This is a genomic window from uncultured Treponema sp. (genome assembly GCF_946187725.1).
Classification (GTDB): Bacteria; Spirochaetota; Spirochaetia; order Treponematales; family Treponemataceae; genus Treponema_D.
On sequence record NZ_CAMHSK010000027.1, the window covers coordinates 1 to 13,577 of the forward strand.

At 42.3% G+C, this 13,577-nt stretch carries 16 protein-coding genes and 1 tRNA gene; 8 read left to right on the forward strand and 9 right to left on the reverse strand.

All coding sequences use genetic code 11. From position 1 onward, the window contains the following. The 3 genes from Q0Q74_RS09925 to Q0Q74_RS09935 all read left to right on the forward strand — a co-directional run. Nucleotides 1-1,287 (forward strand): DNA methylase (locus Q0Q74_RS09925; RefSeq protein WP_294430416.1); only part of this gene is annotated, 1,287 nt, incomplete at its 5' end. Then, nucleotides 1,284-1,484 carry a hypothetical protein gene (locus Q0Q74_RS09930; RefSeq protein ID WP_294430417.1) on the forward strand — a complete coding sequence of 67 codons (201 nt, stop codon included), beginning with the start codon at nt 1,284-1,286 and terminating at the stop codon, nt 1,482-1,484. The genes Q0Q74_RS09925 and Q0Q74_RS09930, both read left to right, overlap by 4 nt. A gap of 92 nt (nt 1,485-1,576) precedes the next feature. Beyond that, nucleotides 1,577-2,128, forward strand: coding sequence for an NUDIX hydrolase (locus Q0Q74_RS09935; RefSeq protein WP_294430419.1), 552 nt, complete (start codon nt 1,577-1,579; stop codon nt 2,126-2,128). Between the two features lie 69 nt (nt 2,129-2,197). Here Q0Q74_RS09935 and Q0Q74_RS09940 read toward each other — a convergent pair whose 3' ends face one another. Together Q0Q74_RS09940 and Q0Q74_RS09945 are read right to left on the reverse strand one after the other, a co-directional pair. Continuing rightward, nucleotides 2,198-2,893 carry a hypothetical protein gene (locus Q0Q74_RS09940; protein ID WP_294430420.1) on the reverse strand — a complete coding sequence of 232 codons (696 nt, stop codon included), beginning with the start codon at nt 2,891-2,893 and terminating at the stop codon, nt 2,198-2,200. Beyond that, nucleotides 2,890-3,930 carry a hypothetical protein gene (locus tag Q0Q74_RS09945; RefSeq protein WP_294430422.1) on the reverse strand — a complete coding sequence of 347 codons (1,041 nt, stop codon included), beginning with the start codon at nt 3,928-3,930 and terminating at the stop codon, nt 2,890-2,892. Before Q0Q74_RS09945 ends, Q0Q74_RS09940 begins: the two co-directional genes overlap by 4 nt. A gap of 207 nt (nt 3,931-4,137) precedes the next feature. On the opposite strand from Q0Q74_RS09945, the gene Q0Q74_RS09950 reads away from it, so the two are divergent. Continuing rightward, the gene (locus tag Q0Q74_RS09950; RefSeq protein ID WP_294430423.1) at nt 4,138-4,365 is read left to right on the forward strand and encodes a PC4/YdbC family ssDNA-binding protein; all 228 of its coding nucleotides are present in this window, start codon (nt 4,138-4,140) and stop codon (nt 4,363-4,365) included. 5 nt (nt 4,366-4,370) lie between these two features. Here the strand turns inward: Q0Q74_RS09950 and holA are convergent, their stop codons facing one another. The 5 genes from holA to Q0Q74_RS09975 form a co-directional block, all read right to left on the reverse strand. Beyond that, nucleotides 4,371-5,390 carry a DNA polymerase III subunit delta gene (gene holA, locus Q0Q74_RS09955; RefSeq protein ID WP_294430425.1) on the reverse strand — a complete coding sequence of 340 codons (1,020 nt, stop codon included), beginning with the start codon at nt 5,388-5,390 and terminating at the stop codon, nt 4,371-4,373. A 35-nt stretch (nt 5,391-5,425) separates the two neighbouring features. Next, nucleotides 5,426-6,034: a transcriptional repressor LexA gene (lexA, locus tag Q0Q74_RS09960; RefSeq protein ID WP_294430426.1), complete on the reverse strand. Its 609-nt coding sequence runs from the start codon at nt 6,032-6,034 to the stop codon at nt 5,426-5,428. A 24-nt stretch (nt 6,035-6,058) separates the two neighbouring features. Next, entirely contained in the window at nt 6,059-6,325 is a 267-nt protein-coding gene (locus Q0Q74_RS09965) for an HPr family phosphocarrier protein (RefSeq protein ID WP_294430427.1), read from the reverse strand. Between the two features lie 77 nt (nt 6,326-6,402). Beyond that, complete coding sequence (hprK, locus tag Q0Q74_RS09970; protein ID WP_294430429.1) at nt 6,403-7,392, reverse strand: HPr(Ser) kinase/phosphatase; 990 nt, start codon at nt 7,390-7,392, stop codon at nt 6,403-6,405. A 150-nt stretch (nt 7,393-7,542) separates the two neighbouring features. Beyond that, entirely contained in the window at nt 7,543-7,833 is a 291-nt protein-coding gene (locus tag Q0Q74_RS09975) for an HPF/RaiA family ribosome-associated protein (RefSeq protein ID WP_294430431.1), read from the reverse strand. A 229-nt stretch (nt 7,834-8,062) separates the two neighbouring features. Between Q0Q74_RS09975 and Q0Q74_RS09980 the strand changes: the two genes are divergently transcribed. Further along, on the forward strand, nt 8,063-9,751 hold the full coding sequence (locus Q0Q74_RS09980) for a YifB family Mg chelatase-like AAA ATPase (RefSeq protein WP_294430432.1): 1,689 nt from the start codon (nt 8,063-8,065) through the stop codon (nt 9,749-9,751). 38 nt (nt 9,752-9,789) lie between these two features. On the opposite strand, the gene Q0Q74_RS09985 is transcribed toward Q0Q74_RS09980, so the two are convergent. Next, nucleotides 9,790-9,872 (reverse strand) — tRNA-Leu (locus Q0Q74_RS09985). Between the two features lie 69 nt (nt 9,873-9,941). On the opposite strand from Q0Q74_RS09985, the gene Q0Q74_RS09990 reads away from it, so the two are divergent. Together Q0Q74_RS09990 and Q0Q74_RS09995 are read left to right on the forward strand one after the other, a co-directional pair. Beyond that, entirely contained in the window at nt 9,942-11,879 is a 1,938-nt protein-coding gene (locus tag Q0Q74_RS09990) for a RecQ family ATP-dependent DNA helicase (protein WP_294430434.1), read from the forward strand. Between the two features lie 74 nt (nt 11,880-11,953). After that, on the forward strand, nt 11,954-12,775 hold the full coding sequence (locus tag Q0Q74_RS09995; protein WP_294430435.1) for an AAA family ATPase: 822 nt from the start codon (nt 11,954-11,956) through the stop codon (nt 12,773-12,775). On the opposite strand, the gene Q0Q74_RS10000 is transcribed toward Q0Q74_RS09995, so the two are convergent. Continuing rightward, nucleotides 12,759-12,968 (reverse strand): hypothetical protein, encoded by a 210-nt coding sequence (locus Q0Q74_RS10000; RefSeq protein ID WP_294430436.1) that lies wholly within the window; start codon nt 12,966-12,968, stop codon nt 12,759-12,761. The genes Q0Q74_RS09995 and Q0Q74_RS10000 overlap by 17 nt on opposite strands. A gap of 49 nt (nt 12,969-13,017) precedes the next feature. On the opposite strand from Q0Q74_RS10000, the gene Q0Q74_RS10005 reads away from it, so the two are divergent. Further along, a complete protein-coding gene (locus Q0Q74_RS10005; RefSeq protein WP_294430438.1) occupies nt 13,018-13,569 on the forward strand; it encodes a hypothetical protein in 552 nt (183 codons plus the stop codon). Nucleotides 13,570-13,577: the final 8 nt, after the last annotated feature.

Genomic DNA, 13,577 nt, shown 5'->3' on the forward strand with positions numbered 1-13,577 from the left:
AAGCTTGTGGTCGCTGATTCAAGCCGTTCCAGCAAAACGATTTGTCTTGCGGTCACTCCGGCTTTAAAGGCTTATGGGCTTTCCGGGCGGAGCAGGCTTTTTGAGGTAGAGGCTAAGGCTCGTGAAATCAAACGGCAGACTGGGAAGGAACTGGAATACATCACGGCTCCTCCCCGCATGGCTCTTTACATTCAGTATTCTGCGCGAATTTACAACATCTATCTCAAATATTTTTCTCCTGATGACATTCATGTTTATTCTATTGATGAAGTCTTTATTGATGCAACCTCATACCTTACGCTTTACAAAACTGATGCCCACTCCCTTGCGATTAAAGTCATAAAAAACATTCTCTCTGAAACTGGAATCACGGCAACGGCGGGGATTGCGCCAAATCTTTACCTTTGTAAAATTGCGATGGATATTGTGGCGAAGCATATTCCGGCGGATGAAGACGGCGTGCGAATCGCTGAGCTTGACGAGATGACTTACCGAAAAAATCTTTGGAATCACACGCCTCTCACTGACTTCTGGCGGATTGGCAAGGGAACTGCGCGCCGTCTGGAGAAAAAATTCATCTTCACTATGGGAGATATCGCCCGCACTTCGCTCAGGAATCCCAATCTTCTTTATGATGAGTTTGGAATTGATGCGGAAATTCTTATTGACCACGCATGGGGGTACGAGAATGTGGGCATGAAGGACATCAAGAGCTACAAAAGCACTGCGAAATCGCTCACCAGCGGTCAGGTTCTCCAGCGTCCTTATTCTTTTGAAGAAGGAAAAATCATCATCAGGGAGATGGCGGAACTTTTGGCATTGGATTTGTTTGAAAAGAATCTCGTTACAAGCACGGTGACTCTTCAGGTCGGTTATGATATCGAAGGAATCCCTGAAAATTTTGACGGAGAGTTTGTAAAAGACTTTTACGGCAGGATTGTTCCCAAGCCCGCTCACGGTTCAATTTTTGTGGGCGATGACACCAATTCTTCAAAAGCAATAACGGAAGGATTTGTGAGTCTTTATGAGCGCATCGTGAATCCTGCTTTGAAGGTCAGGCGATTCAATATTTCGGCAAACGGAATCAAAAATCAGTCGGAAAGGGAAGCAAGTCTTTTTGACGATATCGAAGAAAATATTTCTGACAAAAAAGAAGAGAGCCTGCAACAAGCTCGGCTTGCAATCATCAAAAAATTCGGGAAAAATGCGATTCTAAAAGGAACGAACTTGCAGGAAAGCGCAATGACTATCGAAAGAAACAAACAGATTGGAGGTCACAAGGCATGAAAAATTACGATGACATCATCAATACAAAGTGGCCACCAGAAAAACCGGATTTTAATCACCCGAGAATGCCTGTAAGTCAGCGGGCAAAAATCTTTCTTCCGTTCGCAGCTTTGACAGGTTATGAAAAGGCTCTCGAAGAAACCCTTAAAGCCGAAATCGAAAGCATGGAAGAAAAACCGGGTGAAAAATTCGAGTGAAACCTTTACAAAAGCGAAAATGTTTTTTCTAAAGAATCGAAATCGTGTTATAATGAATAGCAAAGCAAACTGATTTATTTAAAGGGAAAAATATGAGCGAAAACGGAAACAAAAAACTTGAATGGAAGCGGGAAAGCGAGAAAAAGTTGTTGGAGACGGTTGTTTTTACCGTGAATGAAACGACTTCGATTTCTCCTAAGGGCGATGTGGGGCATTATGTGATTATGGATGCTCCTGATTGGGTAATTGTTGTTCCTGAAATTGACGGAAAGTTTTTGATGGTGAAGCAGTGGCGGCACGGAAACAATACCCTGAGCATTGAATTTCCTGGTGGTGTCATCAATCGCGGTGAAAAGCCCGAAGATGCGGCAAGGCGTGAAATGGAAGAGGAAACCGGATACAAGACTGGTAAACTGACTTATCTGGGATGTGCGAATCCTAATCCGGCTCTCATGAAAAACCGCGTTCATTTTTTTGCGGCAGAGGATTTGGAATCGGTTGGGAAACAAAATCTTGATGAAGATGAATTTGTGGAATATATGCTGATTCCGTGTGAAGAAGTGTATTCAAAGATTGGAAGTGAAGAATATCCCCATGCACTGATGATGAGTGCTCTGTTAAAATACAAGCTTTTTAAAGAATAAAAGCCGTGTCAAAGAAAAAGCCCTTTCCTGAAAGCTTTTTGGATTGCTGTTTCGGAAAGGGCTTTGTTTTTAGCGGTTAGCTGAATACGGATCGTATTTTTTGGAAGGATTATAAACGCCTTCTCTGTATTCTCCGGTGATGCTTGGAATCTTCATCTTCATGCCTGGAAGAATGAGGTTCGGATCATTCGGCTTCGGCATGTTTGATTTATTTGCCTGATAAAGATTTTCCCAAAGCAAAGGGTTGTCATAAACATAAGGCCGACCTGAAATATTCCAGTAACAGTCTTTTGTTTCGGCCCACGGGCGTACAACATAGAATTCAGGAAGAGGAGTGATTTCCCTGATGTCTGCAAGGGCATCAAGAACCTGTCGGGCAAATGCTGTGGCAGAAATATAATCTTCTCCATTATAGGCTTCCTGTGCACTTGCAAATGCTTTTTGTGCAGAAGAGTAAGCCATCGGAAAATTCCGCTCTGCGTTTATGCTTTTTGCGTAATCAAGCTTTTTGGAAGCCTGTTTCATTACTGTATCACAGTCAGCCTTTGCGAGCATTTTCTTTACGAATTCTTCTGAAAGGCGGGCATTTTCTTCTGCTTTTGCAGCATATTCTTCTGCAAGAATATATTCGCCGGCATCAAGCGCATTCTGTGCTTTGCGGGTGTATTCATCTGCAAGTTTCTGATATGTATTGTTTTTGTAACTTGCGGAAAAAGCAGAAATTGAGATGAAAATCAGCGGTATTATTGATAAAAACTTTTTCATTTTACATCTCCTTGAATGGCATCAGCTGCATCATTGATTGCTTTATCGATTGCGGCTGCGGCTTTTGCTTCATCACTGCTTTCAACATCGATTACGGCGTCTTCCGGATTTGCAAAATTATCTGATTCGAGAAGAACGGCATCTTCTTTTTCGATTCCTGCAACTTCGTTTTCAAGAGGAGCAATTGTATCTGCTTCTTTTGTGTAGTTTTCTGCTTCAGCAACGCGCTTTTTGGCTCGCTCGATTGCGGCCTGTGCTGCGGCACGCTTTTCTGCAATCAGTTCATAGAGTTTTGTGAATGCGTTTTTTGCAGAACGATAGCCTTTGTATGCACCTTCAAGATCTTTTGAAGCGAAAGATGAATCAGCCTTTTTGAAAGTTGCTGATGCTTCGGCATATTCTGTTTTTTTAGCAACGCCGGCTTTTACGCTGTCAGCATTCTTTTTTGCTTCAAGTGCGGCAGAGCGTTCAGTTTTTGCCATTTCGCCAAGTTTTTTAAGAAGAAGAGCAGAATAAGCACTGAGAGCCTTGTCTGCATTTTCGCGCATACCGTTTCCGTTTTCTGAAGCCTCAAAGTCAGAGAGTGCTTTTTCTGCATCAGCATCTGCAAGACCGAATTCGTCAGCTTTAAGCTTCATTTCTTTTGCGAGAGATGCAGTAGCGAGAGCCTCGTAACGAACGATGACTTCTTTGATTTTTTCAGAATGGTCGGCAGTCGGATTTGCCTTGATTTCAGCCTTTACAGATTCATAGAATTTGTCATCTGCGGAAAGGACATCACGGAAATACTTTTCTGCACCAGCTTCGATTGCCTTTGCGCGAGCAGAATCGGCTTGTGCAAGAAGTGCTTCATTTGCCTGAGAAAAATCTTCTGCCGGTGGTTGTGGTTCCGGCTCAGGTTCTGGAGTTGGCTCTTCAACGACAGGAGCCGGTTCTTCAGCTTTTGGTGGTTCTGGCTCGACAGTAGGAGTAGAACCGCAGGAAATAAATGGAATAATTGAAGCAGCACAAATTAATGTAAATAGATACCTTTTCACTTATGCCTCCTATTTTTAATTCATCGGTATTTTAAATACTATTATAAAGTAGAAACCAATCATAAGCAATAAATATAAAGCGTCTTGTTTAGGGATTTTTCAGTGATTTTTGACATTTCAAAAAAACTCGTGCATTTCGTGAAGGCTGGGGGTATACTGAATTAGAGGAACTTCCAACAATCGAAGTTCCAGTTTAAGGAGTTTTTTATGGCAGAAAATTTTACTTATGATTTTATTGGCGAACACCTGACTGTAGCTCCAGGAAGCGGCGGCTGGAATCTTGAACTTAACAAAATTTCATGGAATGGTAAGCCTGCGAAGTATGACCTCAGAAGCTGGTCGGCTGACCATCAAAAAATGGGAAAAGGATTAACGCTCACTGCAGAAGAGCTCAAAAATTTGCGTGATTTGCTTAATTCTATTGAAATTTCGTGAATTGACTAGAATTCGTATTTTGCAGAACGGGCACCATTTTTCATTACAATTTCATAAATAAGAACTGAAAGCTGTGTGTCCTGCAAAACTGAACCTGATGAGCGGATTTCTGTGTCACAGGTGGCTATTGAAGCAAGAATGGCCGCGCACTGACCGAAATTCCATACCCGTGAAGCACGGGCGTACTGATTGCGTGAAGTCTTGCTCGAAAAGCCTTTTGTTTTTAAGGCGAAATCGTCTAAATATGCTCCTCCGGCATGAATTGAATGCCAAAGTTCAAGTTTTCTGAAGCATGATGAAAGTCCTGCGAGAATCATGACAGGGCTGTTATTTTTGGTGAGAAGAATTTTTTGAAGGATGGAAAGTGCGTTCTCCAGTCTGGTTGAAGGAGACTCGCTTGGATTTGCCATTGAATCAAAGAGCGTAAATGCTGATTCTTCACGGTTATGTGCCAGAATCTGCTCGACATCATCAGAAGTGATTAAATGCCCCTTTGGAAAACAAAGGAAGAATCTGTCACACTCTGTGCGAAGTGCCTCTGTGTTATTTTCCGTAAGCTCAAGGATTGAATCAAGTGCATCGCTTTCTGCTGAGTAACCGTTTTTGCGAAGATAGTTTTGAAGCCATGAACCAAGGCGGCTTTCATCGATTGCCCAGAAAATCTGCTTGTGCTCTTTGGGAACAAGTTTGTCGAGCTTTGAATCTACCGATATTTCATCTGAAACAAGTATCAGACAAGATGATTCTTTTGCACCTTTTAGCCAGGATGCTATAAGCTCTATTTCGTCCTTTTTTTTGACAAGTTCGGCTTCCCGCAAGACAACACAAGTTGCTGGAACAAAAAGAGATTCTGTCTGCAATTTTGCGATGATGTCTTCGATTTTGCCATCTTTTGAATCAGAAGCATAAATAAGATAGCTGTCAATATCGCCATATTTTTTTACAAGAGAATCTTTTATTGCCTCGACCTGTTCGTTTCGATTTCCGATTTCAGGTCCTGTGTAAAGGTAAATTGGAGAAGCCATGCCCGTCAAAAATCAGCACTTATAATGCAGAGAAACTAGTATGTGCGGACGATATTTGAAAGGATTCCAACGATTGTAACTTCTGTTGAGTAAATCGGCTGGAAAGCTGAATTTTCTGGCTGCAAGCGAACTCTGTCAGCTTCTTTGTAGAAGCGTTTGAGAGTGATTGCGTTATCGATGACTGCAACAACAATCTGTCCGTCAACAGCCGTCTGTGCCTGCTCGACAACAGCCAAATCTCCTTCAAGAATTCCTGCTTCAATCATGCTCTGACCACGGACACGAAGTGCAAAATAGCTTTTTCCTGGTCGGACAAAAGGTTCTGTCAGATTTACATATCCGTCGAGATTTTCTTCACAGAGAAGCGGCTTTCCTGCAGCTACGGTACCCAAAAGCGGAACTCTGCTTACGAAAGTTTCTGGTCGTGAATTTGCACCTGAAATAACGCTGAGAGAGCGTGCTCTTTTTTGAGTCTGAGCCAAAAAACCTTTTTTCTGCAATGCACCGATATGGTCTTGAACAGCACGAAGAGAAATACCAAAATGTTCACCGATTTCGCGGACTGTAGGCGGGTAGTTATTTTCTTTTGTAAAACCCGATATGAAATCTAAAACTTCCTGCTGTCGTTCTGTAATCTGTTTCATAAAATCTCCTGTGATGGATTTCTGTTAGTCTTCTTCAAATTTGCTTTCGAAAAGCTGGACGATAGCTTCTACAGCTGCCGCTTCATCTTCACCATCGGCACGGAGAATAAGCTGTGTATTGTAACCTGCAGCCATTGTAATCACACCCATGATTGATTTTGCATTAACAGATGCAGAATCTTTTTCGATTGTGATTTCTGATGAAAATTTGTTTGCCGTCTGTGCAATAAGAGCGGCAGGGCGGGCATGAATTCCAGCCCTGTTAAGAACTGTTAAAAATTTCTCTGTCATAAAATATTCTCCATTTAAACTATGTGCCTTATTTTGATTCCGCTGATGCGGACAATAATTCCCCGAAAGGTAACTTACTAGTATGAATCGTCGATTCCGTAGTAAGTATTTTGGACTTCACCAGTTTCAATCCATTTAAGGATGTTCTGGTTGAAATCGCGTGCTGAATTGTAGCCACGGAACTTCAATCGTTCGTTCATGGCAGCAGCTTCGATAATGATTGGCAGGTTTCGTCCAGGTTTTACCGGGATTTCGATAGTCGGAACCCGTACGCCAAGAAAATCAAGCGTTTCCATGTTATTGCCAACACGGTCGTAAACCTTTGCGTTATCCCACTCTTCAAGACGAATGACCAGCTGAATTTCTTTTTGTTCGCGGATTGAACCGACACCATACATTTGTGCGATGTTGATGATGCCTAAACCACGGATTTCCATGTGGTGACTGATGAGCTTATTTGCTCCCTGACCTAAGATGGAATTGCCGTTTACGCAGCGAATTTCAACAATGTCGTCTGCAACAAGACGATGACCGCGTTCTACAAGTTCCAAAGCACATTCTGACTTACCAACGCCTGAATGACCTGTGAGCAGAATGCCGATACCATAGACTTCGACCAGAACTCCGTGAAGTGTTTTTTTGGGTGCGAACACATTTGAGAAAACACGGAGCAAACGAAGTTGAAATTCGGTTATTTCAAGCTCTGTTTTTAAAACTGCACAACCAGATGCTTCGGCAAGATTGATAAAATCGTCTGATGGAATGATGTTGCGCGCAAAAATTACACATGGAATTCCGTACTCAAACATCTGCGCAAGAGACTGTGTGTTATTTTCATCATAAAGCTTTTTGAGATAAGCACTTTCTGTAGCACCGAACAACTGAACGCAACCACGGGCAAAAGAATCAAAAAAACCTGTAAGAGCAAGACCCGGACGATTTACTTCAGGTGCCGTGATAACATTGGACAGACTGGCACGACCGCCAATACACTTGAGGTGCAGCTGACTGTGTTCAGGAAGTTCCATATCGAGCAAATCCAATACGGTAAAGACTTTATCTGCCATGTATAGCACTATACATTTTGTAAGCAAAAATTGCAAGCAAATTTGCTAAAAAACCACACATTTTTAACAAAAAAGCCCCGCGTAGTGCGAGGCTGAAAAAACTCAATTTTTAACGGAAGGTGTTCTTAAAACTGAAGTTCCCGAACATCTCTATTTTTTTTCTTGAATTTTGTCTTTTTCTTTCTTGACTTTTGTATCAAGAACATCCATAAGTTTGTTTAATCCGGCTCCAAAGTCGAAATCTTCAGAAGCAACATGTCCCTGTGCTCCCCACTTGAAATTTACTGTACAGTCGAAACTATATGCTTTGTCGTGCTTTACGCGAAGAATCAAATCTACGATTAAATCATCAGCATAGCTGATTCGTGAAAGTTTTTTCTCAATCATATCAGATTGTTTTTCTTCAAATACAAAGCCGACGGCCGAAACTGATTTAGTCATTTTAAAGCTCCTTTTATAGAAGATATTTTGCCACGAACTTACGACGAAGCTCTTCAAACGGCGGAGAATTAATCTCTCTTGAATTAAGTATACTACGGAATTTCAAATTCGTAAAATTTTTTCGATTATTTTAATTTTTTTTTTCATAGAGATTGCCGAAAAGTGATTTTTTTTTCAAATAAATAATAAACGCTGGAAAAAGGCGTAACTTAAAACAATGGAGTTGAATATGACAATCTATTCTTTTTCACCTTTTGGATACGAAGGGGCACTGGTCACAGTTGAGGTCGATTTGCGACGAGGAATTCCGGCTGTGGATATTGTTGGACTGGCAGATGGAGCTGTCAAGGAATCACGCGAAAGGATGAAGTCTGCAATCCGGAATTCGGGTTTTGATTTTCCGATGGAGCGGGTTCTGATTTCTCTTGCACCTGCTGATTTAAAAAAGGAAGGCTCAGGGTTTGATTTGGCTCTTGCGCTTGCCGTTCTTGTCGCGCAGAAAAATTATCGGGAAGGTGGCGGCTCGGATTCAGACGAAAAAAGTCTTCTGGATGAGCCTGTACTTGTTCTTGGTGAGCTTGAACTTTCTGGAGCATTAAGGCCCGTTCGTGCAATTCATGCGGCTGTCAGTTCTGCGCTTCAGGCTGGAATCACGAAATGTATTGTCGCGGGCGCAAATGCGGCTGAAGCTCGTGAAGTTGCGGGCGTAAAAGTCTACGGAGCAGAGAATCTTGAGGAAGCATTTTCTGCGCTTTTTAAGCCTGAACTTTTTACAGGGAAAAATGATGCTGACGACCGTTTTTTTATTCCAAAAGGCAGCGTAAATGTGAACGGTGTGCTTTTTCCGGAAGAAGACCCGAATCTTGAATTTGCGGAAATCGTGAGTCAGGAAAAACTTGTGCGCGCTCTTCAGATTGCGGCAGCCGGAGGGCACAACATTCTCGCATACGGACCACCTGGCTGTGGAAAAACTCTCGCGATGAGCAGATTCCCTGCACTCCTGCCTTTGCTTACGGTGGAAGAAGCTCAAAGCACGACAAGAATTCACTCGATAGCGGGGCTTTTGCGGCCTGACGAACCGCTTGTGCGAATTCCTGCGTTCAGAATGCCTCATCAGACTTCTTCAATTGAGGGCATGTGCGGTGGCGGGCACCAGTCGCGGCCAGGAGAAATTTCACTGGCTCATAACGGTGTCATTTTTCTGGACGAAGCGGCGGAATTCAAGACATCGGTGCTTCAAATGCTTCGCGTTCCGATTGAGACTGGATTCATAACAATCAGCAGGGCGGGAAGAACTACGGTTTATCCGGCTCAGTTTCAGCTGCTTGTTGCAACAAATCCCTGTCCGTGCGGAAATTACGGAAGTTCCAATAAAATATGCCTCTGTTCGATGAAAAGCGTTGAGCTGTACTGGCGGAAATTTTCAGGCCCTCTTCTTGATAGAATCGACATACGGGTTCAGGTGGACAATCCCTCAGAAAGTGTTACCGTTGTGCAAAAAACGCAGCGGCATCCATGCGAAATCTGCACGGAACAAATTAACTGTTCATCTTGCGAAAAAATTCAAAATCTTGGTGAAGAATCTGTGGAAAACAGGCACTCAACTTTTGAGCTTAGAAAAGCTGTGGCGGACGCGGTTTTGATTCAGCGTGAACGGCAGGGAAAAAAGAACGCAAGGCTTTCTCCTCATGAAGTTTTGGAATTCTGTCAGTTTGGAAAAAAAGAGCAGGCGATTTTAGACAGTGCGATTTGCAACCATGATTTTTCTCAGCGTGCGATAAGCTCGATATTGAAAATTGCCCGTACGATTGCAGACATGGAAAAATCACCCAAGATTTGCGGAGAGCATCTTACGGAAGCGATTTCATTGAGATGTGATTCGGGGCCGCTTGATTTGTTTAATAATATGGGGGAGTAAAAAAAAAGAACTCGCTGATTAAAGGCAAGTTCTTAAACTACCGGGTCTGAGACTCGAACTCAGACGCCCGTGAAGGCAACAGATTTTGAGTCTGTAGTGTCTACCATTTCACCAACCCGGCAAGTAAACAGATTATAGCAAAAAACGAGAGATTAAATCAAGTCTTTTATGGTATAATTTTGGAAAAAATATGGATTACACAAATAAAAAACCGGAAGAAGTATTAAAATCTGTTTTTGGATACGATTCCTTCCGTCTTTTGCAAAAAGATATTATTACGAATGTCCTTTCTGGCAAAGATACGCTTGCAATTATGCCTACAGGTGGCGGCAAGTCTCTTTGTTATCAGATTCCTGCGCTGATTTTTGAAGGGCTCACGGTTGTTGTTTCGCCACTGATTTCGCTCATGCAGGACCAGGTTGCGGGCTTGAATGCGATGGGCGTGAATGCGGTCTTTTTGAATTCCACGGTCGAATGGGAAGATTATAAGGATTCAATGAATTCTATTCGTCGTGGTGAAACTAAAATCGTCTATGTTTCGCCAGAAGGCCTTATGACTCCAAAAATCAATGATTTGCTCCATGACCCGCGTGTGACGGTCAGTTGCATTACGATTGATGAAGCTCATTGTGTTTCTGAATGGGGGCATGATTTCCGACCTGATTACCTCGAAATATCTTCACTTCGCTCTCAGTTTAAAAATGCGGTTTTTCTGGCACTTACGGCAACCGCAACGCCTCATGTTCGCGAAGACATAATTCAGAATCTCAAATTAAAAAATCCGGCCGTTTTGATTTCAAGCTTTGACCGTCCGAACATTTTCCTCGATGTCAGACCGAAGAGCCGAAATGCACTTGAACAGGTTGTTGAGTGCATCCGCCGTCATCTGGATGAAAGCGGAATCATTTATTGCTTTTCAAAAAAACAGGTGGACACTCTCACAGAACAGCTTGATGAGCTTGGTTATTCTGTTCTAAATTACCACGCGGGCTTGCAGGATGCGGTGCGTGCTGACCATCAGAATAAATTCCTCCGTGACCAGGTTCAAATCATGGTTGCGACGCTTGCCTTTGGAATGGGAATTGATAAGCCGAATGTGCGTTTTGTAATTCATTACGACATGCCGAAATCTCTCGAACAATATTATCAGGAAATTGGGCGGGCAGGGCGTGATGGACTGGCAAGTGAGGCGCTTTTGCTTTATTCTGCGGGTGACATTCATAAAATCCGTTATTTTTTTGAGGAAGCCGCTGACAAGGAGCGTTGCGAGAAACTGCTTCAAGGGATGATTTCTTATGCGACCGGGCGGTCTTGCAGGCGAAAACTTCTTCTTTCATATTTTGGTGAATCTTATGTAAAAAACGCTGATGAAAAATCTTCTGAAAGTGGGGGCCGATGCTGTGATTTGTGTGAGTCTGGGCCTCTCCCTGAAATGGACATGACGATTCCTTCTCAAAAATTGATGAGTTGTATCATTCGGACTGGTTCAAGATTTGGTGCGGCCTATGTGATTGATGTTTTGCTCGGCTCTCGTGGCAAGCGAATCCTCGAAAACAAGCACAATATGGTTTCTACCTGGGGAATTGGCCGTGAACTCGACAAAAATCAGTGGCATGAGCTTGTAAATCTTCTGATTGAAAAGAATTTTGTAACAAAGTACGGGGATTACAATATTCTTCTATTAACTAATGATGGTCTTGCTGCCCTTAAAAACCGTGATAAAATCCTGCTGCCCTTTAATATGCCGCGTGGCAGGGCTTCGGAAAGCATGAATCTTGAAGCGGAAACTGCGTTTTCTCCAAAATATCGTGCAGGATGCGGTGCGGGCGGCGGGCTGATGTTCCCAAAACCCGAAAAGAAATCAGGATTTGTCCTTCATAAAAAGGAAGTTGACTTTGGTGATGATGAAGAGGCAAAGCGGATTCAGAATGCGCTGAAAAAATGGCGTAAACGCAAGGCTGAAGAAATGAATGTTCCGCCTTACATTATTTTTGGTGACAGAACGCTGAACGATATTGCATTCAAAAAGCCGCATACTGAAAGTGAATTGTACGATGTGAACGGTCTTGGCGAAAAGAAAGTTGAAAAATTTGGTACGGAAATCCTTGAGATTGTTGGGGAGGAGTAAGAAGTAGATTTTTTCAGACGAATTCAAAAAATCATTGTGGTTTTGACGAGCATGGCATATAATAGAAGATAAGTATGGCAATTATTACTGTATCAAGACAACTTGCTTCTCTCGGTGATGAAATCAGTGCAAAAATCGCGGAACGGCTGGGCTATAAGTTTTTCGGCAAAAAAGAAATCGAAAAGCGCATCGTGGAACTTGGATTTCCTGCTTCAAAACTTGCCAAATTTGATGAAGGTAAGATGGGATTTCTGGCCGGGCTCACGCGTGGAAGAGACGAATATTTAAATTATCTTTTGACCGCGATTCTTGAAGCAGCTTCTGAAAATAATTGCGTAATTGTCGGGCGTGGTTCTTTCATAATCCTCAAAGATTTGGAAAATCATATTTCATGCAGGTTCATGGCTGATGAAAAGCTGAGGGCAGAGCGTCTTCAAAAAGAGCTTTCATGTACGCGAAAAACTGCCATTAAAAAATTGGTGGCAAGTGAATCTCTTCAGAAGAGTTTCCACAAGGGCTTCTTCAATTTTGACATTCAAGATCCCACCATGTTTGACATGCTCGTAAACACAGGCAAACTAGATGTTGATGCCATTGCCTCTTCGGTTATTACGCTTGCAAAAGAGCATATTACTCCCGAAAAAGATTTGGAAGGCCAGAAGAAAATCGATGAGCTTCTAATCGGTCAGCGAATTGTTGACATCCTCATTTTTCTCTACAATCTTGACATCAGTTTCCTCAGAACTTCAATCGAAGGTAAAAAACTTACGCTTCATGGTATGGCAGAAAAAAAGTCTGTCGTCGAAAAAGCCCTTACTATTGTCTCGGCGGAGCTTCCTACTTATGAAGTCAAATCTGCAATCAGCGTAACTCACGATTTTAAGGCTTACCGTTAATGAATCCAGTTTTTTTATCTGACGGAGAAATATTTTTAGGGCTTCCAAAAAGTTTTGTGTCTATGTGTGCGGCATTTTTCTGTGTCTTTACGCTCGGATTTTCATTTTCCTGTCTTGTAAAACTTTTTATTCCGTCTAAAAAAAATGCAAAATCTTCTTTTGGTAAGGGAAAGTCGTCTTCGTTCTCTTTCATGTGCGTTTTTCTGACTTTTGCCGCTATTTTTTACACTATACTGATTTTTTTGACTTCTTCACTTTTACCGCCGCCACTCCTGCTTAAACTTCATGTTTCGCACGGCTTTTCGGAACTTTCATTTTATCTGATTTTTTTGACTGTCTTTCTGACAGGGGTTTTAATTCAGCTTTCACCGAAGATTTTTCTTTCCTTTTTTCTGCTTGCGTATGCTTTTTTAACTGTGTTTACTTCGATTAAATTGAAATCTTTTCTTGGGCCGCAAAATAATCTTATCCCGGTAAAAATCGACGAAAATTCATTCACTGTTGCCGGGAAATCTTTCGACAAAAATGAAGTGAGTGCTCTGACTCTTTGCGCTTATACGCTTCCTGACAGCTTTTTTCTTCCATTAAAACGGAACTGGTTCTTTATTTCTGAAATTCATGACAGTGCTGAGCTTCCGGCTCCTGCTTTCTACTTCCGCGATTATCTTTTAAAACGAAAGGCCACTCCTGTTTCGATTGAACTTCCTTCCGAAACGATTTATCCAAGTCTTTTTTCCGTGAGAATCTCATTTCCTAATGGTAAGGTTTTTTGTGCGCTTGACCGTGACTTGTGATAGTTTAA